Genomic DNA, 25,243 nt, shown 5'->3' with positions numbered 1-25,243 from the left:
GAGAGTGAGCGAAGTGTTCCGACGTCGCCGTCGTGAGCAGGCGGAGCAGATGGCCGAGCAGGCCCTCGCCGTCCCCAACCGCGAGTGGGGGCCGTGGGACGCCGACGAGCCGCACCCGGACCACGAGAGGATCGACCTGGGCGGCCTGCGCCTGCCCCACAACCCGGACTTCGACGTGCGGTTGGCCTCCGTGGGAGACCAGCACGTCGGTGTCGTCGTGCTGTGGGAGGAGAGCTCCCTGCAGCTCCAGGCGCTCGCCGCACCCAAGACGGCGGGGCTCTGGGACGACATCAAGACCAAGATCAAGGCGGGGGCGCAGACGCTGGAGGAGCGGGACGGCGTTTTCGGCACCGAGCTGGCCGGCCAGGTGACGGTCGAGGGTGCCACGAGGCCGGCCCGCTACATCGGCATCGACGGGCCGCGCTGGTTCCTGCTCGCGGTCGTCAACGGCAGGGCCGCGGTGGACGACGGGGTCGCCGAGGCGTTCCTCGACTTCGTCAAGGACATCGTGGTCGTGCGCGGCGACGAGCCGATGGCCCGCGAGGAGTCCATCCCGCTGCGCCGGCCCAACGAGCAGCCTGTCGAGGAAGAGGACAAGCCGGTCAACCCGTTCAGAAGAGGACCTGAGATCAGCGAGACTCGCTGACGCCCCCCAATCGCATAGGCTGATTCATCATGAGTACGGCAGAGCCTCCGAAACGTGGCGGATTGCGCGGCTTTTTCAGCAGGCTGGCCTCCAGCCAGTCCGAGATCGAGGCGCAGGAGCTGCGAGAGGGCGCCGACGAGGCCGGCGCCACCCCGATCGTCTCGTGTGGCGGCCGTCGCCGCTTCTGCGTGGCCGGTACGCTCCGTACGGTGACACTGCGCCCGCGTGGTGGCGCCCCCGCGCTCGAGGCCGAGCTCTACGACGGGTCGGATGTGATCGACCTGGTCTGGCTCGGCCGCCGCAAGATCGCGGGGATCGAGCCCGGCCGCCCGGTCAAGGCGGAGGGGCTCGTCAGCATGCAGGACGGGCGCAAGGTGATGTTCAATCCACGGTACGAGCTGCGCCCAGGGAGTTGATCAGGTGAGTGCTGAGGCCGGAGAGGTCGCCCACGACACCGTCGAGGCGGCGGTGCGAGCCCAGCTCGCCAAGGCGTTCGGCGGCGCGCGCGGCATCGTCGAGGCGGCGGTGCCGACGATCGCGTTCACGCTGACCTGGATCACCACCGAAGAGCTGCGGCTGTCGCTCATCATCAGCATCGCGCTGTCGGTGGTGCTGCTGGTGCTCCGGCTGGTGCAGCGGTCCACGCCGCAGTTCGTCATCAACAGCCTGATCGGCATCGCGATCGGGGCGTTCTTCGCCAGCCGCACCGGCGACGCGAAGGACTACTTCCTGCCCGGCATCCTGTGGAACGCCGGTTACATGGTGGCGATGCTGGTTTCGATCGTCGCCCGCTGGCCGGTGGTGGGCTTCCTGATCGGCTCGGTCACGGGTGACCCGACGGCCTGGCACAGGGACCCGGGCATCGTGAAGCTCTGCACCCGCCTGACCTGGCTGCTCATGCTGCCCTGCGCGGTCCGGGTCGCGGTGCAGGGGCCGGTCTACCTCTTCGGCGGCGGTGACCAGGCGGTGGCCGCGCTGGGCGTGGCCAAGATCGTCATGGGCTGGCCTCTCCAGGTGGCCGCCCTGGCCGCCATGCTCTGGCTCCTCGGCCGGGGCCGCACCCCGATCAAGCCACCCGTCGCGCCGGCCTGACAGCGCGGTCGAGCGATCTCCGTCGAGATCGCTCGACCCCCGCCTGGGCGGGTCAGTGCTGCGAGAGCAGGTGCGCCAGCTCCTGCTCCACCTCCTGGTTGGCGACGAACAGCAGCTCGTCGCCCGCCTCCAGCGGGTCGTCGGCGGTCGGCACCATCACGCGGCCCTCGCGCAGGATCGCCACCAGGGCCGAGTCCGTGGGCCAGGGCACCGAGCCGGCGCGCTGGCCGACCACGGGCGCGTCGTCGGCGAGCGTCAGCTCGACCAGGTTGGCCTGGCCCTGCCTGAACGTCATCAGCCGCACCAGGTCGCCGACGCTCACCGCCTCCTCGACCAGCGCGCTCAGCAGGCGCGGGGTCGAGACGGCCACGTCCACGCCCCACGACTCGTTGAACAGCCACTCGTTGTTGGGATGGTTGATGCGGGCGACCACGCGCGGCACGCCGTACTCGGTCTTGGCCAGCAGCGACACCACGAGGTTGACCTTGTCGTCGCCCGTGGAGGCGACCACCACGTGGCAGTTGTTGAGGCCCGCCTCGTCCAGCGAGGCGATCTCGCACGCGTCGGCGAGCAGCCACTCGGCCCTCGGCACGCTGTCTATCTTGATGGCCCTGGGATCGACGTCGATGAGCAGGACCTCGTGGCCGTTCTCCAGGAGCTCGGCCGCGATGGAGCGGCCGACCGCCCCGGCTCCGGCGATGGCGACGCGCATCACTCGTCCTCTTCCGGTGCCGCGGCCAGCACCTTGTTGATCCGGTCCATGTCGCTCTCGGCGGCGATCACGTGCAGCACGTCGTCCTCCTGCACCATGGTGCTGCCCGTGATGACCAGCGCCTCGCCCATGCGGTTGATGAACGCGACGCGAACCCGCGTGCGGGCTTCGAGGTCCACGACCCGGGTGCCGATCCAGGCGGGGTTGACGGTGGCCTCGGCCAGGATCACGGTGCCGGTCGGGTCGCGCCAGAGCGGCTCGGCCCCCTCCGGCAGGATGCGGCGCAGGATCTGGTCGGCGGTCCACCGCACGGTCGCCACCGTGGGGATGCCCAGCCGCTGGTAGACCTCGGCGCGCCGGGGGTCGTAGATGCGGGCCACGACGTTGTCCACGCCGAACGTCTCGCGGGCCACCCGGGCCGAGATGATGTTGGAGTTGTCGCCGCTGGAGACCGCCACGTAGGCGGCCGCGGACTCGATGCCCGCGTCGGTGAGCACGCCGCGGTCGAATCCGACGCCGGTCACCCGGCGGCCGCGGAAGCCGGCCCGCAGCCTGCGGAACGCCTGGGGGTCGCGATCGATGATCGCGACCGAATGGCCGTTGTCCTCGAGGATGTGGGCCAGGGTCGAGCCGACCCGCCCGCATCCCATGATCACAATATGCATACTCCCCCGCACTTCGCGGTCGGCCGATTGCTCGACACCAGTATGGCCCTCGCCGGGAGCGCCCCGTCTGTTGGCTGACCTCATGGGGCTAGCATCTCGTTACGTGGCGAAGGCAACCGATCTCCTGAAACGCGTGCTTGTGGGCAGGGCGCTGCGCAGCGCTCAGCTGCACGAGCAGCTGCTGCCCAAGCGCATCGCCCTGCCCGTCTTCGCAAGCGACGCGCTCTCCTCCGTGGCCTACGCGCCCCAGGAGATCCTCGTCATCCTGTCGCTGGCCGGCGTCTCCTTCTACGCCTACAGCCCGTGGATCGCGATCGCCGTCATCATCGTGATGCTCACCGTCGTCGCCTCCTACCGGCAGAACGTGCACGCCTACCCCAGCGGTGGCGGCGACTACGAGGTGGCCACCACCAACCTCGGGCAGAACGCCGGCCTCACCGTGGCCAGCGCCCTCATGGTCGACTACGTGCTGACCGTCGCGGTGTCGGTCGCCAACGGCGTCGACTACGTGGGCGCCACCATCCCGTTCGTCGCCCAGCACAAGCCCACGGTCGCCATCTGCATCGTGACCCTGCTCACCGTGGTCAACCTGCGCGGCCTGCGCGAGTCGGGCGCCGCCTTCGCCATCCCGACCTACGCGTTCATGTTCGCGGTGCTCGGGATGATCGCCATCGGCGGCTTCCGGACGCTGGCCCTCGGCGAGCAGCTGCAGGCGCCCAGCGCCGACTTCCACATCGTGCCCGAGCAGACCAACCTGGCCGCCTTCGCAGCCGCCTTCCTGATCCTGCGGGCCTTCTCCACCGGTTGTGCCGCGCTGACCGGCGTCGAGGCCATCAGCAACGGCGTGCCCGCCTTCCGCAAGCCTAAGAGCCGCAACGCCGCCACCACGCTGCTCATGATGGGCCTGATCGCGATCTCCATGTTCGGCGGCATCATCGCGCTCGGGCTGGCCTCCGGGGTGAAGGTGGCGGAGCCCTCCGTGGCGGCCACCGACCTGCTCAGGCCGGACGGCACCCCCGTCGGCCCCGGCTACCATCAGCAGCCGATCATCTCGCAGGTGGCCGACGCGGTCTTCGGCAGCGGGTCGGTGCCGTTCGTGGTCATCTCCGGCGTCACCGCGCTCATCCTGTTCCTGGCCGCCAACACCGCCTTCAACGGCTTCCCGGTGCTCGCCTCCATCCTGGCCCACGACCGCTTCCTGCCCCGCCAGCTCCACACCCGCGGCGACCGGCTGGCCTTCTCCAACGGCATCATCATCCTGGCCGCCGCGGCCTGCCTGCTGCTGTGGGGCTTTCAGGCGGATGTCAGCCGCCTGCTGAACCTCTACATCGTCGGCGTCTTCGTCTCCTTCACGCTCAGCCAGACCGGCATGGTCATCCACTGGACCCGCCACCTGAAGACCGAGACCGACCTGAAGCTCCGCCACCAGATGCAGCGCTCGCGCACCATCAACTTCTTCGGCGCGGTCATGACCGGGCTGGTGCTCCTCGTGGTGCTGGTCACCAAGTTCCTCGTCGGCGCGTGGATCGTGTGCATCGCGATGCCGATCCTGTTCCTGATGATGAAGGCCATCAGGCGGCACTACGACAATGTCGCGGCCGAGCTGGAGATCGACGAAGAGTACGACGAGTCGATGCTGCCCGCCCGCAACCACGCGATCGTCCTGGTCTCCAAGCTGCACAAGCCCACCATGCGGGCCCTGGCCTACGCCCGGGCCACCCGGCCGTCCACGCTTGAGGCGATCACCGTGGGCGTGGAGGGCAAGGAGGCGCGCGAGCTGCAGGAGGAGTGGGAGCGCCGGGGCATCCAGGTGCCGCTGAAGATGCTGGACTCGCCCTACAGGGAGATCACCCAGCCGATCCTCGACTACGTCAAATCCCTGCGCCGCCGCTCGCCGCGGGACGTGGTGACCGTCTTCATCCCCGAATACGTGGTCGGGCACTGGTGGGAGCACCTGCTGCACAACCAGAGCGCGTTCCGGCTCAAGGCGCGCCTGCTGTTCAAGCCGGGCGTGATGGTGACCAGCGTGCCGTGGCAGCTCCACTCCTCCGACCGGCTGCGGGGCCGCGTCGAGCCGCTCGCCCCCGGCGGGGTGCGCCGCCCGCGCAACGGCGACGGGGACGGGGACGTCAGGAAGCGTTGATCAGCAGGCGCAGCCTTGAGGTGTCGGCAGCGGTCCAGCCGGGCGGCGCGGCGACGGCGGCCCAGCCGTCCACGATGTTGCCGCCGTAGCGGTGGCCGTGGCCGGGCGGGACGGACCGGCCCGCGATCATGTCGACCAGGACCTGCCAGAACGTCACGAGCGGGAACCAGTTCATCTGCGGGTTGACGCCGGGCCCGCGCGGGGGTTCGAGCCAGCCGGGCCTGTCGTAGACGAGCGCGGGCGACCACCAGACGACCGGGTCGGAGGCGTTCTGCAGGTAGACCACGCGCGGATGCGGCCACGGGGCGGGGGGCAGCGACAGGTCGGCGGGCCGCTGCGCGAAGCGCACGGTCCGGCCCGACCCGTAGACGGGCCGCCACAGCGGGCTGCCCTGCTCGCGGCCGGCCGTGAGGGCGTGCCAGATGTGGTTGGCGTTCGGCGGGCCGACGAACAGCGCGCCGTCGGTCCTGGCCGCCAGATCGTCCAGGTCGCGGAAGGCGCTCTCCAGCTCGAACGAACCGAGGCTCTCGCCGGAGACCACCAGCTTGGGCCGGTCGCCGGCGGGCAGCGACTCCCATCTGGCGCGCACCGCCTCGAACAGCGCCGCGCCCGCCGCCGCGGCCTTGTCCCTGTCGACCAGGAACGACACCCAGCTCGGCAGGTAGGAATACTGCACCGCGACCATGGCCGAGTCGCCGTTGTACATGAACTCCAGGGTGTCGGAGATGCCGTGGTCGACCCAGCCGGTGCCGGTGGTGCCCAGCACGGCCAGCACCGGCCGGTCGAACGCGCCGGTGCGCTCCAGCTCGCGCACCGCCAGCGCGGCCTGGTCGCGCGGCGACGAGGCGGCCTCCAGGCCGACGTAGACCCTGATCGGCTGGACGGCGCCGCCTCCGGAGAAGGCGGCCAGCCGGGCGGGCGTGGTGGCCGTGCCGGTGAAGGTGCGCCCCTCCCTGCCGAGCGACTCCCAGCTCACCAGTGACCCCGGCCCGCCGGACAGGGTGGCCGACGTCGGGCGCCGTACGCCGGGATGGGTGCTGGAGTTGGCCACCGACGACACGTCGCTCACGGTGTTGACGAACCCGGAGAACAGCACGTCGCCGGCGATCACCGCGATGAGGGAGGCGACGACCACCACCCCGATGGCGTGACCCAGGTAGACCGGGACGAACAGATCCAGCCAGCCGATGAGCTTGCGGCCGCCCAGCCGTATCAGCCTGGCGACCAGCAGGAAGACGGTGAAGAAGGCGATGGCCACGGCGAGGATGACCGGCGGGAACCAGGTGATGGCGGTGTCCATGCCCATGAGCGGGCGCAGGTCGCGCTGCCAGTCGTAGCTGTACCACAGCGCCGCCGCGGCCAGCGTCGCGCAGCCGGCGAGCATGATCTGCCAGGCCCGCCGCCGCCACCGCTCCGGCGGCCGGCGGCGGGTGACGGCCCGGCAGGCCGCGCCGGCCCCGGCGCCCACCGCGTAGCCGAGTATCGCCGTGATCCCGCCCATCACACCCTGATAGAGCCACGTGCGTGGCAGCAGGGAGGGCGTCAGCGAGGCGCAGAAGAACAGCGTGGCCAGCAGCGTCCCGCCGAAACCGAGCCGCCTCCATACCACCCGATCGCTGTCCACGATCACTTACAGTAGTGGATCGCGCCGGAAGGTAGCGGTCAGGTCAGGGCATAGGGTATCCGTGTGGAACAGGCATCTCTCGAGCTGACAGTAGGTCCGGTCGCCCACGGCGGCTGGTGCGTGGCACGCCACGAAGGGCGCGTGGTCTTCGTCCGGCACGCGTTGCCGGGGGAGCGCGTCATAGCCGCGGTCACCGAGGAGACGACCCGGTTCCTGCGGGCCGACGCCGTGGAGATCCTCGAGCCGTCCCCCGACCGCGTGGTCCCGCCCTGCCCGTACGCGGGCCCCGGCATGTGCGGCGGCTGCGACTGGCAGCACGCCACCCTTGAGGCGCAGCGCCGGCTCAAGGCCGACGTCGTCGCCGAGCAGCTGCGCAGGCTGGCCCGGATCGAGCGGGAGGTCGTCGTCGAGGAGGTGCCGGGCGCCAAGGACGGGCTCGGCTGGCGCACCCGCGTCCAGTTCGCCGCGCTGCCCGACGGCCGGCTCGGCCTGCGCAAGCATCGCTCGCACGAGATCCAGCCGGTCGACGCCTGCCTGATCGCGCACCCCGAGGTGGAGGCCGTCGGAGCCGAGGACCACGAGTGGCCGGGAGCAGCCGTGGTCGAGGTGATCGCTTCCTCCGACGGTGACAGGGCCGTCGTGGTCGCGCCGCGGCCTCGGCGCAGCGTGACGGTGCCCGAGCTGGACGCGCCCGCCTCCATCCTGCTCGACCAGGGCAAGGGCCGCACCGTCCCGCGTCGCGGCTCCGGCGTGCTGCACGAGCGGGTCGGCGAGCGCGAGTTCCGGGTGGCGGGCAGCGGCTTCTGGCAGGTGCATCCCGGCGCCGCCGAGACCCTCCTGGGCGCGGTCCTGGCCTACGCCGCGCCGGAGCCGGGGGAGTGGGCCCTCGACCTCTACTGCGGTGTCGGCCTGTTCGCCGCCGGGCTGGCCGAGGGTGTGGGGCCGGAGGGCGCGGTGTTCGGGCTGGAGTCAGAGGCGGCGGCCGTGCGTGACGCGCGCGCCAACCTGCGCGAGCTGCCGCAGGCCCGGGTGGAGCGGGGCCGGGTGGAGGAGGCGCTGGACCGCTTCCAGATCGAGCGGGCCGACCTCGTGGTGGTCGACCCGCCCAGGGCGGGGCTCGGCCGCGACGTGGTCGAGCGGATCGCCTCGCTGGAGCCGCTGCGCATCGTCTACGTCTCCTGCGATCCGGCCCCCCTCGCCCGCGACCTGGCCTGGCTGGCCGAGCGCGGCTACCCGCTGACGGATCTGCGGGCCTTCGACGCCTTCCCGATGACCCACCACGTGGAGTGCGTGGCGCTGCTCACCCGGAGCTAGAGCCAGCCCATGCGCTGGGCGGTGCGGATGGCCTCCAGCCGGTTCTGCGCGTTCAGCTTGGTCATCGCGCTCGACAGATAGTTGCGCACGGTTCCCTCGGTGAGGTGCAGCTCGGCCGCGATCCTGGAGATGGTGTGGCCGTCGCCCGCCAGCCGCAGCGCGTCACGCTCCCGGTCGGTGAGCGGGCTGTCGCCTGCCGCCATGGCGGCGGCGGCCAGCTCGGCGTCCAGATAGCGGCCGCCGGACTGCACCTTCCGGATCGCCATGGCAAGCTCCTCGGCCGAGGCGTCCTTGCCGAGGAACCCGCTGACGCCCGCCGCCATCGCCCTGCGCAGATAGCCGGGCCGGCCCAGGCTGGTCAGGATCACGATCTTGCACTTCGAGCTGATCTGCTCGGCGGCGCTCAGCCCGTCCATGCCGGGCATCTCGATGTCCAGCACGGCCACGTCCGGCCGGTGCTCGGCGACGGCCGCCATGACCTCGTCGCCCCTGCCGACCTGGGCGACGACCTCGATCCCGTCCTCCAGGTCGAGCAGCGCGGCGATCGCGCCGCGGATCAGGTGCTCGTCGTCGGCCAGCAGCACGCGGGTCGTCATGCCGGCACCACGACCCTGAGCAGGTAGGCGCCCTCGGGTGTGGGCGCCGCCGAGAGCGCGCCTCCGGCGGTGCTGACGCGCTGCGCGAGGCCGCCCAGGCCGTTCGGCGCGTGCTCGCCCACCGGGCCGTCGACGCCGTCGTTGGACATCTCCAGGATCCCCTTCCTGATCGTTATCGTGCAGTGCCCGGCATGGCTGTGCTTGAGCACGTTCGTCGCTCCCTCACGGATCACGGTGGCGAGCAGCGTCCGGGTCTCGGCCGGCAGCTCGCCCGCGTCGGCGTCCACCGTGCAGCGCACGTCGGCGGCCTCCAGCACGGCGCGCACGCTGGCGAGCACCTCGCCGAGGTCCAGCGCCCGGTAACTCTGCACGGTGGCGCGTACCTCGCGCAGCGCCCGCCTGGTCAGGTCGCGCACCTCGAACATCTCGCGCGCCGCCGCCTCCGGGGCGCCGCTGAGGCTCTGCTCGGCGCCCGCGGTCCGGGCCGCGATGTCCGCCAGGCTCTGCCCGAGCAGGTCGTTGAGGTCGCGGGCGAAGCGCAGCCGCTCCTCGGCCACGGCCAGCCTGGCATTGGCCTCCTGCCCCTCGTGCGCCTCCCTGGCGATCCGCCACAGCCACAGGTTCGCCAGGACGCCGCCGACGAGGATCGTGGTGAACAGGACCTGCAGCACCAGCACCAGCACCAGCGAGTCGAAACCGTCGGCCAGGGCGACGTAGGTGGTGACCACCGCGATCGAGGCGAGGGTCAGCAGCGACAGGGTCCGTCTGCGTACGAACGGCGCCGTCATCGCCAGCCACACCGGGTTGATCCAGATGACCGGGATCACGGTCAGCAGCAGGACCATCACCCCGGTGACCGCCAGCGTCACGGTGGGCCGGGGGCCGCCCCTGACGGCGATCCTGATCGAGCGCGACGCCATCACGACGACGATCACGACGAGCGCGGCGGCGACGGCGACCACCGCGCCGGGGACTCCCATCTGCCAGCGGAGGTAGAGGTCGTAGACGCCGAACAGGCCGAGCAGGAGCGCCAGGTCGGAGGAGCCGATGATGAGCCACCGGACCTTGTCCAGCCTGGTCGCGCGCCTCATGCCGGCACCTTGGCCGTCAGCAGGAACTCCCCGGTGGGCGTGGACTCGGCGGTGAACGAGCCGCCCGCGGTGACCATGCGTTCGGCGAGTCCGCGCAGGCCGCTGCCGGAGCCGGCCGCCGGGGAGTCCACCCCGTCGTTGCGCATCTCCAGCACTCCGCCGCCGATCGTGATCGAGCACCGGGTGGCCCGGCTGTGTTTGAGCACGTTGGTCGCGCCCTCCCGGACCACCCACGCGAGCAGCGTGCGGGCCGCGGGCGACAGGTCGTGGGCCCTGGCGTCGATCGTGCAGCGTGCGCCCGCCGCCTCCAGCGCGGCGCGCACGCCCGCCAGCTCCACGTCCAGGTCGAGCGAGCGGTATCCGTCCACGGCCAGCTGCACCTCGATCAGCGACTCCCCGGCCAGGCGGCGTACCTCGGACATCTCGGACGCTGCCCTGGCGGCGTCCTTGGTGGCCATCTTGGCGGCCAGCTCACTCTTGAGGGTGATGACCGAGAGGCTGTGGCCGAGCAGGTCGTGCAGGTCGCGGGCGAACCGCAGCCGTTCCTCCGACACCGCCAACCTGGCCTTGGCCTCCTGGCTGTCGTGCGCGTCCCTGATGGTCCGCCACATCCAGCACCAGATCCAGGTCGCGGCGGGCACCAGCGGGGCACTGATGAGCTGGCCCACCAGCACGGTCTGCCACGGGCTCGTGGTCACCGCCGTGAGGAAGACGGTGAGCGCCGTCAGGAGGCCGGCCCCTAAGCAGACGGTGGCCCAGAGCGGGAGGTACAGCACCGCCGACGCCAGCCAGATGTAGGCGATGTTCTCCCACATGCCGACGTCGGTGAGGTGGAGCGTCGGCAGCAGCACCGCGCCCGCCGCGAGCAGCGCGCCCACGGCCAGTTTCACCGCGGGCAGCGGCCGGTCGTCGTAGGCGTCCCTCAGGATGAGGCAGTAGAGCACCAGGACGCCCGTCATGCAGGCCAGGGCGAAGAGCGCGACCGGCACGGAGATCCGCTCCTCCGCGGCCATGGAGACGATGTGCGCCGCGAAGACGAACCCCAGGAGGGCGATCGTGGCGTCCATCCAGTGGAGAAGGATCTTCTTCGCCGTCTCCGGCCTCGTGGCCACTCAGGCATCCCCTAACCGATCAAAAGCCGCCTTTCTCCAGCAAAGCCTATAGTTCAGGCGGAGGTGCGCCGCAGGATTCGCGCAACGCCGGGCTCGGGAGCCGCCCCGCGCGCGGAGAGCCACGCCATCCCGTAGCGGTCCGCGAAGTCGGCCAGCTTGCGGGCGTCGGTCTCGCTCAGGTCGTCCGGATCCTCCAGTACGCAGGTCAGCGCGAGCCGCCGCCAGGCCAGATCGGGGTCCGCCAGGCCGTGTGCCCGCGCGAGCTGGGTCCGGGCCGCGTGCAGCGCCACCGCGACCCGGCTCATCCTGCCCTCGGGGGCGCTGTGCGGCTCGATGGCGGCCAGCAGGTTGACCGTGCCGATGTCGGCTCCCGCCTCGCGGGTGATCCGCAGCGTGTCGATGTCACGCTTGGAGAGCCCGTACGGTCGCAGCGGCAGCGTGAAGCCGACCCGCAGCCGCCGCTGCTGCTGCATCGCCCTGACGGCCCGCGCCCGCCGCAGCGTCATGGCCTCGTGATCGTCGCTCTCGGTACGCAGGTCGAAGTCGACGTAGACGGCGTCGAAGGCCCCGACGGCCCGGCGGTAGGCGGCGGCAAGGGCGCCCGGCCGGGTGCAGGTGGCGGCCGGGTCCCCGCCGTCGGGGCCGCCGAAGACCAGGCCGGCGTCCGCGCCCCGGGCCCGCAGGCGGCCGATCCTGTTGGCCACCGGGTCGTGGCCGAAGTCGAGCCGCCCGGCCCACCGTGACGTGCAGCCGTCGGGCCCCGCCACCAGATGGCCGAGTGCGTACCAGCGCACGCCGGTGCGGTGCGCGTCGGCGGGCAGGTCGAAGCCCGGCTCGGCCGCGGTGTCGACGAAGGCGACGTACGTCGACGGCTGCGCCGGGGGCGCCTTGGCCGGTGTGGCCGGCGCGGCCCGCGACGGCGCCGGGCTGGGGCCCGCGAGCTGGAGCGTCGCCCGCGCGGGCAGCAGCGAGACCGCCACCGCGGTGGCCGCGGCCAGGGCCAGCGCGAACAGGACCGCGAAAGGGCGCGGGAGCGTGCCCGGATGCCTCTTGCGCCGTGATGCCGTCATAGCCCACCCCGAGTGATCGAACGGCTACAGAGAGTGCTTGACGGTGGACGTTAGCAAGCGTTCGCGGTGTCGCGGGGGCATTCTCCGGATGCCGTCCGTTCTGTGCCGATAATGGGGGTCATGAAGTTGCGGATCTTCACCGAACCCCAGCAGGGCGCCACCTACGACGACCTGCTCGCCGTCGCCCAGGCCGCCGAGCGTCTGGGCTTCGACGCGTTCTTCCGGTCGGACCACTATCAGCGCATCGGCGCGGGGGACCCGGGCCCCGGCTCCACCGACGCCTGGATCACCCTGGCGGGGCTGGCCCGCGAGACCTCCACGATCAGGCTGGGCACCCTGGTGACCCCGGCCACCTTCCGGCTGCCGGGCCCCCTGGCGATCAGCGTCGCCCAGGTCGACCAGATGAGCGGCGGCCGGGTCGAGCTGGGCATCGGCGCCGGTTGGTACGACGGCGAGCACGCCGCCTACGGCATCCCCTTCCCGCCTCCGGGCGAGCGGTTCGGCCGGCTCGAGGAGCAGGTCGAGATCGTCAAGGGGCTCTGGACGGCGGAGAAGTCGTTCTCCTACGACGGCCGGTACTACCGGCTCGTCGACTCGCCCGCGCTGCCCAAGCCGGTCCAGCGGCCGGGGCCGCCGATCATCGTCGGCGGCGTCGGAGCCAAGCGCACGCCCCGGCTCGCCGCGGCCTTCGCCGACGAGTACAACGTGCCGTTCCACGGGCTCGCCGACACCGGTGCCGCCTTCGGCCGGGTGCGCGAGGCGGCCAAGGAGAACGGCCGAACCGTCGTGCTGTCGGCGGCGCAGACCGTCTGCGTCGGCCGTGACCGGGCGGAGCTCGACCGGCGCGCCGCCGCCATCGGCCAGGATTTGGCGAGCCTTCGCGAGGCAGGGCTGGCCGGCACGCCCGACGAGGTGCTGGCGAAGATCGGCCGGTTCGCCGCGCTCGGCGCGGAGCGCGTCTACCTCCAGGTGATGGACCTGGCGGACCTCGACCATCTGGAACTGATCGCCGCCGAGGTGCTGCCGCACGTGTAGTGACTTATCCGATGGCGCGCCTTTGTCGGGCTACGGCAGACTTGGGGCGTGCTCTTGACGATCTCCACGACCGCCCGCCCTGCCACCGACCTGGGCTTCCTGCTGCACAAACACCCTGACAAGGTGCAGCGGTTCGGGCAGTCGTTCGGCAAGGCCACCGTGTTCTATCCCGAGGCCGGCGAGCGGCGCTGCACCGCGGCGCTGCTGCTGGACATCGACCCCGTCGCGCTGGCCAGGTCGCGAGGCAAGGGCTCGCCCGACTTCAGCCTCTCGCAGTACGTCAACGACCGGCCCTACGCCGCCTCCTCGCTGTTGGCGGTGGCCCTGGCCGACGTGTTCCGCACCGCGCGGGCCGGGCGGTGCAGGTCCAGGCAGGAGCTCGCCGACACGCCGCTGCCGCTGGAGATCCGGCTGCCCGCGCTGCCCTGCAGGGGCGGGCCGGAGCTGGCCGAGCGGCTGTTCGCGCCGCTCGGCTGGCAGGTCGCCGCGCAGCCCGTGCCGCTCGACGAGGGTTTTCCCGAGTGGGGCGCCTCGCGTTATGTCCGGCTCGCGCTCAGCGGCACCGTGCGGCTGGCCGACGCGCTCAACCACCTCTACGTGCTGCTGCCCGTGCTCGACGACGGCAAGCACTACTGGATCGCCTCCGACGAGGTCGACAAGCTGATCCGGGCCGGCGGGGGCTGGCTGCGCGACCATCCGGAGCGCGGCCTGATCACCCGGCGCTACCTCGGCCGCCGCTGGGCGATGGCCCGGGCCGCGCTCGCCAGGCTGGCCGAGCTCGGCGACGAGACCGAGGAGCGGCTGGAGCCCGCGGTGTCCGAGGACGCCCCCGCGGACGAGACGGCCGCCGACGAGGCCGCCGCGGCCGAGGCCGAGGCCCAGGGCGAGGACCAGGGCGAGGACCAGGGCGAGGACCAGGGCGAGATCCAGGGCGAGATCCAGGGCGAGGAGCCCGCTCCGGAGGCGCCCAAGCGCAAGCCGCTCAACCTCCAGCGGCGGGCGGCCGTGCTGGAGACCCTCGAAGAGCTCGGCGCGACCAGCGTGATCGACCTGGGCTGCGGGCAGGGCGAGCTGGTCGGCGCGCTGCTGGCCAGGCCGAGGTTCGCCCGCGTGGCCGGGATGGACGTCTCGTCGATGGCGCTCACCATCGCCGCGCGCAAGCTCAAGCTGGAGCGGATGGCCGACGCCAAGCGGGCCAGGCTCACCCTCTTCCAGGGCGCGCTCACCTACACCGACAAGCGCCTGTCCGGCTACGACGCGGCGGTGCTCATGGAGGTCGTCGAGCACGTCGACCCGCCCCGGCTGGCGGCGCTGGAGCGGGTCGTGTTCGGTCACGCCAGGCCCGCCCACGTGCTGGTGACCACCCCGAACATCGAGTACAACGTGCGCTACGACTTCCTGACCGGGCTGCGCCACCCCGACCACCGCTTCGAGTGGACCCGCGCCGAGTTCGAGGCCTGGGCCGCCAGGGTGGCCGCCCAGTACGGCTACCGAGTCACCGTCAGGCCCGTGGGAGAGGACGACCCGGAAGTCGGGCCGCCCACCCAGATGGGAGTGTTCGCCCGTGATTAGCGTTCCCGAGCTCTCCCTCGTGGTGCTGGTCGGTGTCTCCGGCAGCGGCAAGTCGACGTTCGCCGCCAGGCACTTCAAGCGGACGCAGGTGATCTCCTCGGACTTCTGCCGCGGCCTGATCTCCGACGACGAGAACGACCAGACGGCCACCCCGGCGGCGTTCGACCTGCTCCACCACATCGTCGGCGTTCGCCTGTCCAGGGGCCTGTTCACCGTGGTCGACGCCACCAACGTGCAGTACGCCGCCCGCAGGAGCCTCATCGACCTGGCGAAGCAGCACAACGTGCTGGCCGAGGCCATCGTGCTCGACGTGCCCGAGGAGGTGGCGGTCGAGCGCAACGCCGGCCGCCCCGACCGCGACTTCGGCGCCCGCGTGGTGATCCGCCAGCGCAAGGAGCTGCGCCGCTCGCTCGGCAAGATCTCCCGCGACGGCTTCAGGAAGGTCCACGTGCTGCGCGGCGTCGAGGAGATCGAGCAGGCGGAGATCTCCTACGAGAAGGCGTGGACCGACAAGCGCGAGCTCACCGGCCCGTTCGACATCATCGGCGACATCCACGGCTGCCGCTCGGAGCTGGAGTCGCTGCTCGCCCGGCTCGGCTGGGAGGGAACCAGACATCCCGAGGGCCGCACGGCCGTGTTCGTCGGCGATCTCGTCGACCGCGGCCCCGACTCGCCCGGCGTGCTGCGCCTGGTCATGAGCATGGTCGAGGCCGGCACGGCGATCTGCGTGGCGGGCAACCACGAGGCCAAGCTGGCCCGCGCGCTGAACGGCCGCAAGGTCACGGTGGCGCACGGCCTGCGCGAGTCGCTCGACCAGCTCGCCGCCGAGCCGCCGGAGTTCGTCGAGCGGGCCCGCGCCTTCATGGACGGCCTGATCAGCCACTACGTGCTCGACGGTGGCAGGCTCGTCGTCGCGCACGCCGGGCTCAAGGAGTCCTACCACGGGCGCGCCTCCGGCAGGGTCCGCGCGTTCGCGCTCTACGGCGACACCACCGGCGAGACCGACGAGTACGGCCTGCCGGTCCGCTACCCGTGGGCCGAGGAGTACCGGGGCCAGGCCATGGTCGTCTACGGCCACACGCCCACCACCGAGCCCGAGTGGGTCAACAACACGATCTGCCTCGACACCGGCTGCGTCTTCGGCGGCAGCCTGACCGCGCTGCGCTACCCCGAGCGGGAGCTCGTCCAGGTGCCGGCCGAGCAGGTCTGGTACGAGTCGGTCAAGCCACTCGGCGGACCGGCTCGCGATCCGGCCATGCTGGACATCAACGACGTGCGGGGCACCCGCCACATCGAGACCCGGTTCGGCGGGCGGATCAAGGTGCGCGAGGAGAACGCGGCCGCCGCCCTGGAGATCATGAGCCGGTTCGCGGTGGACCCGCGCTGGCTGGTGTACCTGCCGCCGACCATGGCGCCGCCCGAGACGTCCGCGCTCGACGGCTACCTGGAGCATCCGCACGAGGCGTTCGAGGAGTTCGCCGCCGCCGGCGTGACCGAGGTGGTGTGCGAGGAGAAGCACATGGGCTCGCGGGCGGTGGCCGTACTCGCCAGGACCCCCGAGGCGGCGGCCAGGCGGTTCGGCGTCGCCGACGGCGGCGCCGGCGCCGTCTACACCCGCACCGGCCGCCCGTTCTTCACCGATCTGACGCCGCTGGTCGAGCGGCTGCGCGTGGCGTGCGAGCCGCTGTGGGAGGCGCTCGACTCCGACTGGGTGGTGCTCGACTGCGAGCTGCTGCCGTGGTCGGCCAAGGCGGGCGAGCTGATCAAATCCCAGTACGCCTCCGTCGGGGCGGCCGCGCGGGCCGCGCTGCCCGAGGCGGTGTCGGCACTGGAGGCTGCCGCCGCGCGCGGCCTGGACGTGGGGGACCTGCTGGAGCGCACCGGCCGCCGGGCCGGCAACGCCGCCCTGTTCCGTGAGGCGTACGCGCGTTACTGCTGGCCGGTGGACGGTCTGGAGGGGGTGCGGCTGGCGCCGTTCCAGATCCTGGCGTGCGAGGGCAGGGCCACGGCGCTGGAGCCGCACGCCTGGCACCTGTCGACGCTGGCGCTGCTCGGCTCGCCCGTGATCACCCAGACCAGGCACGTGTTCGTCTCCCTGGACTCCGAGCGGTCGCGGGCCGAGGCGGTGGCGTGGTGGGAGGCCATGACGGCCGGGGGAGGCGAGGGCATGGTGGTCAAGCCCGCCGTGCACACCGGCGGGCGGGTCCAGCCGGGCGTCAAGGTCAGGGGCAGGGAGTACCTGCGCATCATCTACGGCCCCGACTACACCGAGTCGCTGGACGTGCTGCGCAGGCGCTTCCTCGGCAAGAAGCGCTCGCTGGCGCTGCGCGAGCACGCGCTCGGGCTGGAGGCGCTGGCGCGGCTGGCCGAGGGCGAGGCGGGCTGGCGGGTGCACGAGCCGGTGTTCGGGGTGCTCGCGCTGGAGTCCGAGCCCGTGGACCCGCGGCTGTGACCGCCGACCGGCACCGCCCCGGCTGTCTGCGCCGCCGCCTGGGCCGGGCCCTGCTCGGTTACGGGGTGGCGCTGCTGGTGGCGGCGGTCGTGGCCGGTGTCTTCTGGTTGAAGATTGGGTAATCCCTGATCAACAGAGAGTAGTTGGGGTATGTCCCTTACCCGGGGGAAGGGACCCATATGGCTACTCCGCACGCTCATCAGGAGCACCTGGGCCACGTCGTCTTCATCACGGCGGCGGCGGCCGTTGGCGGTTTTCTGTTCGGCTACGACAGCTCCGTCATCAACGGCGCCGTCGTCGGCATCCAGAACCACTTCAAGGCCGGTCCTGTGGAGATCGGCGTGGTGGTGGCCATCGCGCTGCTCGGCTCGGCCGTCGGCGCCTGGATAGGCGGCAACCTCGCCGACCGGTGGGGGCGCACCAGGACGATGCAGGCCGCCGCGGTGCTGTTCGCGGTCAGCTCGATCGGGCAGATGCTCCCGTTCGCCATCTGGGACCTGGCCGCGTGGCGAGTTCTGGCGGGCGTGGCGATCGGGATGGCGTCGGTGCTCGGCCCGACCTACATCGCCGAGGTGGCGCCGCCGGCCTACCGTGGCAGGCTCGGGTCGTTCCAGCAGCTCGCGATCGTGCTCGGCATCGCCGTCTCCCAGCTGGTCAACTACGTGATCGCCAGGCTGGCGGGCGGGAACGTCAACAACCCGCTGTGGGGCCTTGAGGCGTGGCAGTGGATGCTGGGCGCCTGCGTCGTGCCGGCCCTGCTCTACCTGCTGTTCGCCTCGACCATCCCCGAGTCGCCGCGTTATCTGATCATGTCCGGCCGGCCGGAACGGGCCCGTGAGGTGCTGGCCGAGGTCGAGGGCGACGACGTGGACCTCGACGCGCGCGTGCTGGAGATCCAGCAGGTGCTCAAGTCCGAGACCCGGCCGACGATGAAGGACCTGCGCGGCCCGGCGTTCGGACTGCTGCCGATCGTCTGGATCGGCATCGTCCTGTCGGTCTTCCAGCAGTTCGTCGGCATCAACGTGATCTTCTACTACTCGTCGGTGCTGTGGCAGTCGGTGGGCATCACCCAGAGCGACTCGCTGCTGATCAGCTTCTCCAGCTCGGTCATCAACATCATCGGCACCTTCATCGCCATCTCCCTGGTCGACAAGATCGGCCGCAAGCCGCTGCTGCTCATCGGCTCCGCCGGGATGGCGATCTCGCTGGGCACCGCCGCCTGGGCGTTCAGCTTCGCCAGGACCATCGACGGGGAGGTCTCGCTGCCCGGCGCGCAGGGCACGATCGCGCTGATCGCCGCCAACCTGTTCGTGCTGTTCTTCGCGCTGTCGTGGGGCGTGGTCGTCTGGGTGCTGCTGGGCGAGATATTCCCGAACCGGATCCGCGCCGCCGCCCTGGGCGTCGCCGCGGCCGCGCAGTGGATAGCGAACTGGGTGATCACGGTGACCTTCCCGGCGCTGTCGGAGTGGAACCTGCCGCTCACCTACGCCATGTACGCCCTGTTCGCCCTGCTGTCGTTCATCTTCGTGAGCAAGTGGGTCAAGGAGACCAAGGGGCGCAAGCTCGAAGAGATGGGCTGAGCGTCGGCTACCCTGCGAGGCGTGCTCGACGACGTCCTCGGCCCCTCGGCCCAGCGCCAAGGCGGCGGAGCTGTCGCGTGAGGAACTGGCCGAAGGGGCGGTGCGGCTGGCCGCGCGGGTCGCCGAGGCGCGGCCGAAGGCGCTGGCCGTCTGGGGATCTCGGCCTACCGTACGGCCTTCGCCCGGCCCAAGGCGAAGATCGGGCCGCAGCCCGACCTGGTGGGCGGGGCCGGTGTGTGGGTCCTGCCGAACCCGAGCGGCCTCAACGCCCACTGGACGGTCGCGTCCATCGCCGGCGAGCTCGCCCGGCTCCGGGACCACGTGCGCCCGCCGGCCGGGCGCGGCGAGCTGAGCTGAACGAGCCGGCTCGCCGCGCCGGACGGGGGCATCAGCGCCGGCAGCGGAAGCGCCGGGTGGCGAAGCCGAGGATCATCGCCCCGATCCAGACGAAGAACAGCACCTTGAGAACGCCCAGCCCGCCGACCATCAGGCCGATGATCAGGAAGGCGAACAGGATCGGCACGATCGGGCCGGGGCCGCGGTGGCCGCGCCAAGGAGGCCCGGACCGGGGGGCGTGCCACGGGGGGCCGGGCCGGGGCCCGCGCCGGTCCCAGCCCTCATGGTGCGCCGCCCTCATCTGCCGCCGGTGGGCACGCATCGCCTCCCGCCAGTCCAGGTCGTGGTGCTGGGCGGGCTCGCGGTAGCCGCGCTGCTGGCCGGGCAGGTCCGCCGTCACCTGGGCGAGGTCACGGCCGGTGCGAGCCGCCAGCGCCTGGTCCAGGCGCTGGTCGAGCTCCTCGTGGGTGAGGCGGCCCTGGGCGAAGTGCTCGCGCAGGGAGGCCATGGTCTGCTCGCGCTCGGCGTCGCCGATGCGGAGATCGTCTCGGTCCATGCCGGTTGCCTCGCTCTCTCCTAACCGGCTCACCGGGGCACCGCCGGTCATCGTGGTCACTCCTCGCCCGGGTCGCCGTCGGCCAGGATCTGGTAGAGCCTGCGCCGGGTCTCAACCAGAGTCTTACGCGCTTCGCGGATCTGTGCGTCACTTCCGGTCTGCAGAACCTGCATCATGGCGAACGCCGACTGGCGGGCGATGTCCCACAGGTCCGCGGTGTTGTCGTCGATGTCGGGCCGCATCTCGTCCCAGGGGGCGCTGACCTCGTCGGCGTGCGCCTCGATGTAGGCGCGGCCGGCGTCGGTCAGGCGGAAGGACTTGCGGCCCTCGCTCTCGTCGGCGACGACCAGGCCCTCGTCGGTGAGCTGCTGCAACGCGGGGTAGACGGCGCCGGGGCTGGGCTTCCAGCCGCCCTCGCTGCGCTCGGCGATCTCCTGGATGATCTGGTAGCCGTTGCGGGGCTCCTCGGCGAGCAGCGCCAGGATCGCGGCGCGCACGTCGCCCCGCTTGGCCTTGCGGGGCCTGCCGCCCCAGCCGCGGTGCCCGCCGAACGGTCCCGGTCCCCAAGGACCGCGCCCGAAGTCGAACGGGAACTGGCCGGGCCCTCGCCTGCCCCGGTGCCGGTGCTCGTGTGGGCCGCCGCGGTGGTGCTGGTGGCCTTGCTCGAAGGCGTCGGACAGGGCCCTGATCGCGTCCCGGGCCGCCTTCTTGAGGTCGTGCGGGCGGGCCCAGGGGCCCCCTGCCGCCTGTGCGGATGTCATGGTGTGCTCCTCCTTCAGACTGTTCTCGACTCTTCAAAGATATATCGTTGGCATGTCGTTGACAACCAAATCCGGCAAGTGAGACAGATCACCAAAAACTTCTGGATTCGGGGAACAGGATCCGGAGGGGGGTCGTTATTCAGAGCAGACGAGGTCGTTCCGCGTCGGCAGGGCTGGGGGGTGCTGTCGCCGCGGAGGCGACCTCGTCTGCGTTTGCGGGACGTTTGGCGTAGGGTCCCGATCATGATGGGCCACACTCACGCGCTCACGGGGGCCATCGCCTGGCTGGGCCTGGCGCCGCCGCTGGCCGCACTGCCGTTACTGAACGACTCCTCCCGCTTCATCGAGACCGGGATCATGGCCACCGCCCTGAGCCCGGCCGAGCTCATCGCGGGCGCGATCATCTGCGCCGGCGCCGCGATGCTGCCCGACCTGGACCATCCGAGCGCCACGATCGCGCAGACGTTCGGGCCCGTCACCTGGATGCTGAGCAAGGCCGTGTGCTGGGTGAGCGGCGGGCACCGGGGCGCCACGCACTCGCTGGCCTTCGCCGTGGGGCTCGGATTCGGGGCGCACTGGCTGGCCAACACCTATCCGATCGGGCGCGACATCATGGTCGTGCTGCTCATCGGGCTGGCCCTGCGCGCGATCGGCATCGGCATCCCGGGCAAGAAGCTCGGCTCGGCGCTGGTCAACATCGGGCTGACCGCCGGGCTCTACGCCGTCTTCCTCTCGCTGGCCGTGGGCTATGCCTGGCTGGGGCTGGCCGTGGGGATCGGGTGCCTCATGCACGTGGTGGGCGACTGCCTGACCGAGCGGGGCTGTCCGGTGCTCTGGCCGCTGTCCGTCAAGTTCCTGCTGCCGTGGAAGATCGGCATCAAGACGGGCAAGAAGTTCGAGCAGAAGATCCTCGCCCCGGTGCTGTCCATCGCCATCGTCGGCCTGCTGTTCTGGAGGCTGGCGCCGGTTTAACTTGATGTCGAGATACTTTCCGAGATATCTTGATATCGAGACATCCGCCGCGGCCTGGACTTAGGGTCACCTAACGTGCTGATCGCTTCCGTGGTGCGGCAGGATTCAACTAGCAACTGTCTATGGAGGAGGCGAATCACCGTGTCCGCGAACAGCTTCGGCAGCCGTGACACGCTACGCGTCGGCGACGCGGCATATGAGATTTTCCGGCTGGACGCCGTCGAGGGTGCTACCCGCCTCCCGTACAGCCTGAAAATCCTGCTGGAGAACCTCCTCCGCACCGAGGACGGCGCCAACATCACCGCCGACCACATCCGCGCGGTCGGCGGCTGGGACCCCGAGGCGGCGCCCAGCGTGGAGATCCAGTTCACCCCCGCTCGCGTCATCATGCAGGACTTCACCGGCGTCCCCTGCGTGGTCGACCTCGCCACCATGCGCGAGGCCGTCCGCGACCTGGGCGGCGACCCGGCCCGCATCAACCCGCTGGCCCCGGCCGAGATGGTCATCGACCACTCGGTCATCGTCGACTTCTTCGGCCACCCCGACGCCTTCCAGCGCAACGTCGAGCGCGAGTATGAGCGCAACCACGAGCGCTACCAGTTCCTGCGCTGGGGCCAGACCGCCTTCGACGAGTTCAAGGTCGTCCCGCCCGGCACCGGCATCGTCCACCAGGTCAACATCGAGCACCTGGCCCGGGTCGTGATGACCCGCGACGGCAAGGCCTACCCCGACACCTGCGTCGGCACCGACTCCCACACCACGATGGAGAACGGCATCGGCGTGCTCGGCTGGGGCGTCGGCGGCATCGAGGCCGAGGCCGCGATGCTCGGCCAGCCGATCTCCATGCTGATCCCGCGCGTCGTCGGCTTCAAGCTCAGCGGCAAGCTGCCCGCCGGGGCCACCGCCACCGACCTGGTGCTGACGATCACCGAGATCCTGCGCAAGCACGGCGTGGTGGGCAAGTTCGTCGAGTTCTACGGCGAGGGCGTCTCGTCCGTGCCGCTGGCCGACCGGGCCACGATCGGCAACATGAGCCCCGAGTTCGGCTCCACCTGCGCGATCTTCCCGATCGACGGCCAGACCATCGACTACCTGCGCCTGACCGGCCGCTCCGAGGAGCAGACCGCGCTCGTCGAGGCCTACGCCAAGGCCCAGGGCCTCTGGCTCGACCCGTCCGCGCCCGAGCCGGTGTTCTCCGAGTACATCGAGCTCGACCTCGGCACCGTCGTGCCGTCCATCGCCGGCCCCAAGCGCCCGCAGGACCGCATCGCGCTCTCCGACGCCAAGAGCGCCTGGCGCGCCGCGGTCAAGGACTACGCCCCGGCCGTCATGGGCCCGACCGACGAGGCGTCCGAAGAGTCCTTCCCCGCCTCCGACTCCCCGGCGATCAGCCACGACGGCAACGGCGACAAGCCGCACGCCGCCGCGCTCAACGGCGCGCGCCCGCACAAGAAGGTGCCGGTCACGCTGGCCGACGGCACCTCCTTCGAGATCGACCACGGCATCGTCTCCATCGCCGCGATCACCTCGTGCACCAACACCTCCAACCCGTACGTCATGCTCGGCGCGGCGCTCCTGGCGCGCAACGCCGTCGACAAGGGCCTCAACCGCAAGCCATGGGTCAAGACCTCGCTGGCGCCGGGCTCGCAGGTCGTCACGGGTTACTTCGAGCGCTCCGGCCTCCAGCCGTACCTCGACAAGATCGGCTTCAACCTCGTCGGCTACGGCTGCACCACCTGCATCGGCAACTCGGGCCCGCTGCTCCCGGAGATCTCCGAGGCGGTCCAGGCCAACGACCTGGCGATCACCGCCGTGCTGTCGGGCAACCGCAACTTCGAGGGCCGCATCAACCCCGACGTCAAGATGAACTACCTGGCCTCCCCGCCGCTCGTGGTCGCCTACGCGCTGGCCGGGACCATGGACATCGACTTCGAGAACGAGCCCCTCGGGACCGGGAGCGACGGCGAGCCGGTCTTCCTCAGGGACCTCTGGCCCGCGCCGGAGGAGATCTCCGAGGTGGTCAACTCCTCCATCGGCCGCGACATGTTCGAGCGTGACTACGCCGACGTGTTCAAGGGCGACGACCACTGGCGCTCGCTGCCGATCCCGACCGGTGACACCTTCGAGTGGGACCCCGACTCCACCTATGTCCGCAAGGCCCCCTACTTCGAGGGCATGCCGCCGGAGCCGGAGCCCGTCACCGACATCTCCGGCGCCCGGGTGCTGGTCAAGGTCGGCGACTCGGTCACCACCGACCACATCTCGCCCGCGGGCTCCATCAAGGTCGGCACCCCTGCCGCCGAATACCTGCGCGAGCACGGCGTCGAGGTCAAGGACTTCAACTCCTACGGCTCCCGGCGCGGCAACCACGAGGTGATGATCCGCGGCACGTTCGCCAACATCCGCCTGCGCAACCAGATCGCGCCCGGCACCGAAGGCGGCTACACCCGCGACTTCACCCAGCCCGACGCCCCCGTGTCGTTCATCTACGACGCCTCGGTCAACTACGCCGCCGCGGGCACGCCGCTGGTCGTGCTGGCCGGCAAGGAGTACGGCTCCGGCTCCTCGCGCGACTGGGCTGCCAAGGGCACCGCGCTGCTCGGCGTCCGCGCCGTCATCGCCGAATCCTACGAGCGCATCCACCGTTCCAACCTGATCGGCATGGGCGTGCTGCCGCTGCAGTTCCCCGAGGGGGCCACGGCCGAGTCGCTCGGGCTGACGGGCGAGGAGGCGTTCGAGATCACCGGCGTCGAGGCGCTCAACGAGGGCGGCGTCCCGAGGACGGTGCACGTCAAGGCCGGGGACGTCGAGTTCGACGCGGTGCTCCGCATCGACACCCCGGGCGAGGCCGACTACTACCGGCACGGCGGCATCATGCAGTACGTGCTGCGCTCGCTGCTCGTCAAGTAGCCCTACCGCACGTCCCGCGCCCGCGTCCCGGTCATGAGCCGGGGCACGGGCCGCGGGGGACGGCCGCCTCCGGGCGGCCGGCAGGGGCGTGATCTTCACGCGCCCGCATCGGGGGACCACCCGATCCGAGGAGAGCCGCCCGGTGACGCACCCATCACCGGGCGGCTCTTCCATGCGTCCAGGCTTCGGAGGCGGTCAGGCCACGCGGGAGGCGGGAGCCGACCAGGTGTCGCACGCACGTGGCGCCTGGGCCTGGAGGCCGCGCTTGAGCCAGTGGGCCCGGTTGCCGCCCTTGCCGTGGCTGCGCCGGTCGCCCTCGTCGCCGCCGGCGCGGGTGGCGTCCAGCAGTGCCTCCCGGTCGCGGTCCGTACGGGCCAGCGAGCGCCACACGGAGCCCAGGAACACCCCTGACAGGCAGTCGGCCTGCAGTTCGTAGCGGCGCCCCAGCTCGGCCCGGCGCGCCGGCTCGGCACGGAGGCGGGTCTCGTAGTGCTTCCTGACGCCGGTCAGGCTCTGCAGGTGGTGGCCGTACTCGTGGGCGGCCACCTTGAGGGGATACAGGTCCGTACGGTCCTCGATCCAGAGGCCTGTCAGGGGGAACACCACCGTGGCCCGCTCGGTGCAGTAGAAGGCGTCGGCCTCCTGTGGCCAGTCGAGCCCGCACACGCGCCGCTCGGGCTGGTCGTAGTAGCGCACGGAGGGCTCGCGGAAGGCCAGCCCGGCACGGGCGAAGTGCGCAGACCACGATTTATCCAGACACTTCACCATGGCCATGAGGTACTCCCGCGTCCGCGGGATGCCGCCCTGGCTGATCGGCGGCTCCGGGCACGCCGTGGCCGCCAGCCTGCCGGTCTGCGCCAGCGGGCCCGGGTGCGGCGCGGCCCGCGCGACACCGGGGGAGAGGGCGACGGCGCATGCCGTCACCAGGACCGCGACCCGTACGGAGCCGGCGGCGACCCTGTCGGCGGCCCGGTTGGCTGCGGGCAGAAGGTGAGCCACGATCA

General features: G+C 71.4%; 22 protein-coding genes. 12 read left to right on the top strand and 10 right to left on the bottom strand.

Going from position 1 to position 25,243, the window contains the following annotated elements; translation table 11 throughout:
* Positions 1 to 4: 4 nt before the first annotated feature.
* The 3 genes from V5E28_RS08345 to V5E28_RS08335 are packed head-to-tail and all read left to right on the top strand — an operon-like array spanning position 5 to position 1,738.
* A complete protein-coding gene (locus V5E28_RS08345) occupies positions 5 to 646 on the top strand; it encodes a DUF3710 domain-containing protein (protein ID WP_336205828.1) in 642 nt (213 codons plus the stop codon).
* 29 nt (positions 647 to 675) lie between these two features.
* The gene (locus tag V5E28_RS08340; protein WP_336205827.1) at positions 676 to 1,062 is read left to right on the top strand and encodes an OB-fold nucleic acid binding domain-containing protein; all 387 of its coding nucleotides are present in this window, start codon (positions 676 to 678) and stop codon (positions 1,060 to 1,062) included.
* A 4-nt stretch (positions 1,063 to 1,066) separates the two neighbouring features.
* A complete protein-coding gene (locus V5E28_RS08335; protein WP_336205826.1) occupies positions 1,067 to 1,738 on the top strand; it encodes a DUF3159 domain-containing protein in 672 nt (223 codons plus the stop codon).
* Positions 1,739 to 1,790: 52 nt separating this feature from the next.
* Here V5E28_RS08335 and V5E28_RS08330 read toward each other — a convergent pair whose 3' ends face one another.
* The gene (locus V5E28_RS08330; RefSeq protein ID WP_336205825.1) at positions 1,791 to 2,450 is read right to left on the bottom strand and encodes a potassium channel family protein; all 660 of its coding nucleotides are present in this window, start codon (positions 2,448 to 2,450) and stop codon (positions 1,791 to 1,793) included.
* Positions 2,450 to 3,115 (bottom strand): potassium channel family protein, encoded by a 666-nt coding sequence (locus V5E28_RS08325; protein WP_336205824.1) that lies wholly within the window; start codon positions 3,113 to 3,115, stop codon positions 2,450 to 2,452. Before V5E28_RS08325 ends, V5E28_RS08330 begins: the two co-directional genes overlap by 1 nt.
* A gap of 103 nt (positions 3,116 to 3,218) precedes the next feature.
* Between V5E28_RS08325 and V5E28_RS08320 the strand changes: the two genes are divergently transcribed.
* Complete coding sequence (locus V5E28_RS08320; RefSeq protein ID WP_336205823.1) at positions 3,219 to 5,258, top strand: APC family permease; 2,040 nt, start codon at positions 3,219 to 3,221, stop codon at positions 5,256 to 5,258.
* Here the strand turns inward: V5E28_RS08320 and V5E28_RS08315 are convergent.
* Complete coding sequence (locus tag V5E28_RS08315; protein ID WP_336205822.1) at positions 5,245 to 6,882, bottom strand: alpha/beta hydrolase; 1,638 nt, start codon at positions 6,880 to 6,882, stop codon at positions 5,245 to 5,247. The two genes, V5E28_RS08320 and V5E28_RS08315, sit on opposite strands and share 14 nt — an antisense overlap.
* A gap of 63 nt (positions 6,883 to 6,945) precedes the next feature.
* Here V5E28_RS08315 and V5E28_RS08310 point away from each other — a divergent pair, with 63 nt between their 5' ends.
* Positions 6,946 to 8,196 (top strand): class I SAM-dependent RNA methyltransferase, encoded by a 1,251-nt coding sequence (locus tag V5E28_RS08310; RefSeq protein WP_336205821.1) that lies wholly within the window; start codon positions 6,946 to 6,948, stop codon positions 8,194 to 8,196.
* Here V5E28_RS08310 and V5E28_RS08305 read toward each other — a convergent pair.
* From V5E28_RS08305 to V5E28_RS08290, 4 genes are read right to left on the bottom strand one after another with little or no spacing between them, the layout of a single operon-like run.
* A complete protein-coding gene (locus V5E28_RS08305) occupies positions 8,193 to 8,792 on the bottom strand; it encodes a response regulator transcription factor (protein WP_336205820.1) in 600 nt (199 codons plus the stop codon). The genes V5E28_RS08310 and V5E28_RS08305 overlap by 4 nt on opposite strands.
* A complete protein-coding gene (locus tag V5E28_RS08300) occupies positions 8,789 to 9,883 on the bottom strand; it encodes a sensor histidine kinase (protein ID WP_336205819.1) in 1,095 nt (364 codons plus the stop codon). Before V5E28_RS08300 ends, V5E28_RS08305 begins: the two co-directional genes overlap by 4 nt.
* The gene (locus V5E28_RS08295) at positions 9,880 to 10,995 is read right to left on the bottom strand and encodes a sensor histidine kinase (RefSeq protein ID WP_336205817.1); all 1,116 of its coding nucleotides are present in this window, start codon (positions 10,993 to 10,995) and stop codon (positions 9,880 to 9,882) included. The genes V5E28_RS08300 and V5E28_RS08295 overlap by 4 nt, the downstream gene beginning before the upstream one ends.
* A gap of 53 nt (positions 10,996 to 11,048) precedes the next feature.
* A complete protein-coding gene (locus V5E28_RS08290) occupies positions 11,049 to 12,065 on the bottom strand; it encodes a hypothetical protein (protein WP_336205816.1) in 1,017 nt (338 codons plus the stop codon).
* Positions 12,066 to 12,185: 120 nt separating this feature from the next.
* Here V5E28_RS08290 and V5E28_RS08285 point away from each other — a divergent pair, with 120 nt between their 5' ends.
* The 5 genes from V5E28_RS08285 to V5E28_RS08265 all read left to right on the top strand — a co-directional run bounded on the left by V5E28_RS08285 (position 12,186) and on the right by V5E28_RS08265 (position 19,061).
* Positions 12,186 to 13,100, top strand: coding sequence for an LLM class F420-dependent oxidoreductase (locus V5E28_RS08285; protein ID WP_336205815.1), 915 nt, complete (start codon positions 12,186 to 12,188; stop codon positions 13,098 to 13,100).
* Between the two features lie 48 nt (positions 13,101 to 13,148).
* Entirely contained in the window at positions 13,149 to 14,672 is a 1,524-nt protein-coding gene (locus V5E28_RS08280; protein ID WP_336205814.1) for a 3' terminal RNA ribose 2'-O-methyltransferase Hen1, read from the top strand.
* Entirely contained in the window at positions 14,665 to 17,124 is a 2,460-nt protein-coding gene (locus V5E28_RS08275) for a polynucleotide kinase-phosphatase (protein ID WP_336205813.1), read from the top strand. The genes V5E28_RS08280 and V5E28_RS08275 overlap by 8 nt, the downstream gene beginning before the upstream one ends.
* Before the next feature lie 179 nt (positions 17,125 to 17,303).
* Positions 17,304 to 18,704 (top strand): sugar porter family MFS transporter, encoded by a 1,401-nt coding sequence (locus V5E28_RS08270; protein WP_336205812.1) that lies wholly within the window; start codon positions 17,304 to 17,306, stop codon positions 18,702 to 18,704.
* Positions 18,705 to 18,938: 234 nt separating this feature from the next.
* Positions 18,939 to 19,061, top strand: a complete 123-nt coding sequence (locus tag V5E28_RS08265; RefSeq protein WP_336205811.1) for a hypothetical protein — start codon at positions 18,939 to 18,941, stop codon at positions 19,059 to 19,061.
* Positions 19,062 to 19,092: 31 nt separating this feature from the next.
* Here the strand turns inward: V5E28_RS08265 and V5E28_RS08260 are convergent, their stop codons facing one another.
* On the bottom strand, positions 19,093 to 19,596 hold the full coding sequence (locus V5E28_RS08260; protein WP_336205810.1) for a DUF1707 SHOCT-like domain-containing protein: 504 nt from the start codon (positions 19,594 to 19,596) through the stop codon (positions 19,093 to 19,095).
* A 56-nt stretch (positions 19,597 to 19,652) separates the two neighbouring features.
* On the bottom strand, positions 19,653 to 20,357 hold the full coding sequence (locus V5E28_RS08255; RefSeq protein ID WP_336205809.1) for a PadR family transcriptional regulator: 705 nt from the start codon (positions 20,355 to 20,357) through the stop codon (positions 19,653 to 19,655).
* 243 nt (positions 20,358 to 20,600) lie between these two features.
* Between V5E28_RS08255 and V5E28_RS08250 the strand changes: the two genes are divergently transcribed.
* Both V5E28_RS08250 and acnA read left to right on the top strand, forming a co-directional pair.
* Positions 20,601 to 21,329: a metal-dependent hydrolase gene (locus V5E28_RS08250; RefSeq protein WP_336205808.1), complete on the top strand. Its 729-nt coding sequence runs from the start codon at positions 20,601 to 20,603 to the stop codon at positions 21,327 to 21,329.
* Positions 21,330 to 21,464: 135 nt separating this feature from the next.
* Positions 21,465 to 24,239 (top strand): aconitate hydratase AcnA, encoded by a 2,775-nt coding sequence (gene acnA, locus V5E28_RS08245; RefSeq protein WP_442945790.1) that lies wholly within the window; start codon positions 21,465 to 21,467, stop codon positions 24,237 to 24,239.
* Between the two features lie 195 nt (positions 24,240 to 24,434).
* Here acnA and V5E28_RS08240 read toward each other — a convergent pair whose 3' ends face one another.
* Complete coding sequence (locus V5E28_RS08240; RefSeq protein ID WP_336205806.1) at positions 24,435 to 25,238, bottom strand: neutral zinc metallopeptidase; 804 nt, start codon at positions 25,236 to 25,238, stop codon at positions 24,435 to 24,437.
* Between the last annotated feature and the right edge of the window lie 5 nt (positions 25,239 to 25,243).

Origin of the sequence: Nonomuraea sp. LPB2021202275-12-8, from assembly GCF_037044575.1 — a bacterium.
GTDB lineage: Bacteria > Actinomycetota > Actinomycetes > Streptosporangiales > Streptosporangiaceae > Nonomuraea.
Note: the sequence above shows the minus strand (reverse complement) of the source record. Positions and strands in the feature narration are given on the sequence as shown.

Bases quoted from the DNA above. Each gene is read 5' to 3' on its own strand.
- V5E28_RS08340 (WP_336205827.1), top strand. From the start codon at position 676: ATGAGTACGGCAGAGCCTCCGAAACGTGGCGGATTGCGCGGCTTTTTC.
- V5E28_RS08330 (WP_336205825.1), bottom strand. From the start codon at position 2,450: ATGCGCGTCGCCATCGCCGGAGCCGGGGCGGTCGGCCGCTCCATCGCG.
- V5E28_RS08325 (WP_336205824.1), bottom strand. From the start codon at position 3,115: ATGCATATTGTGATCATGGGATGCGGGCGGGTCGGCTCGACCCTGGCC.
- V5E28_RS08305 (WP_336205820.1), bottom strand. From the start codon at position 8,792: ATGACGACCCGCGTGCTGCTGGCCGACGACGAGCACCTGATCCGCGGC.
- V5E28_RS08300 (WP_336205819.1), bottom strand. From the start codon at position 9,883: ATGAGGCGCGCGACCAGGCTGGACAAGGTCCGGTGGCTCATCATCGGC.
- V5E28_RS08290 (WP_336205816.1), bottom strand. From the start codon at position 12,065: ATGACGGCATCACGGCGCAAGAGGCATCCGGGCACGCTCCCGCGCCCT.
- V5E28_RS08285 (WP_336205815.1), top strand. From the start codon at position 12,186: ATGAAGTTGCGGATCTTCACCGAACCCCAGCAGGGCGCCACCTACGAC.
- V5E28_RS08270 (WP_336205812.1), top strand. From the start codon at position 17,304: ATGGCTACTCCGCACGCTCATCAGGAGCACCTGGGCCACGTCGTCTTC.
- V5E28_RS08260 (WP_336205810.1), bottom strand. From the start codon at position 19,596: ATGGACCGAGACGATCTCCGCATCGGCGACGCCGAGCGCGAGCAGACC.
- V5E28_RS08255 (WP_336205809.1), bottom strand. From the start codon at position 20,357: ATGACATCCGCACAGGCGGCAGGGGGCCCCTGGGCCCGCCCGCACGAC.
- V5E28_RS08250 (WP_336205808.1), top strand. From the start codon at position 20,601: ATGATGGGCCACACTCACGCGCTCACGGGGGCCATCGCCTGGCTGGGC.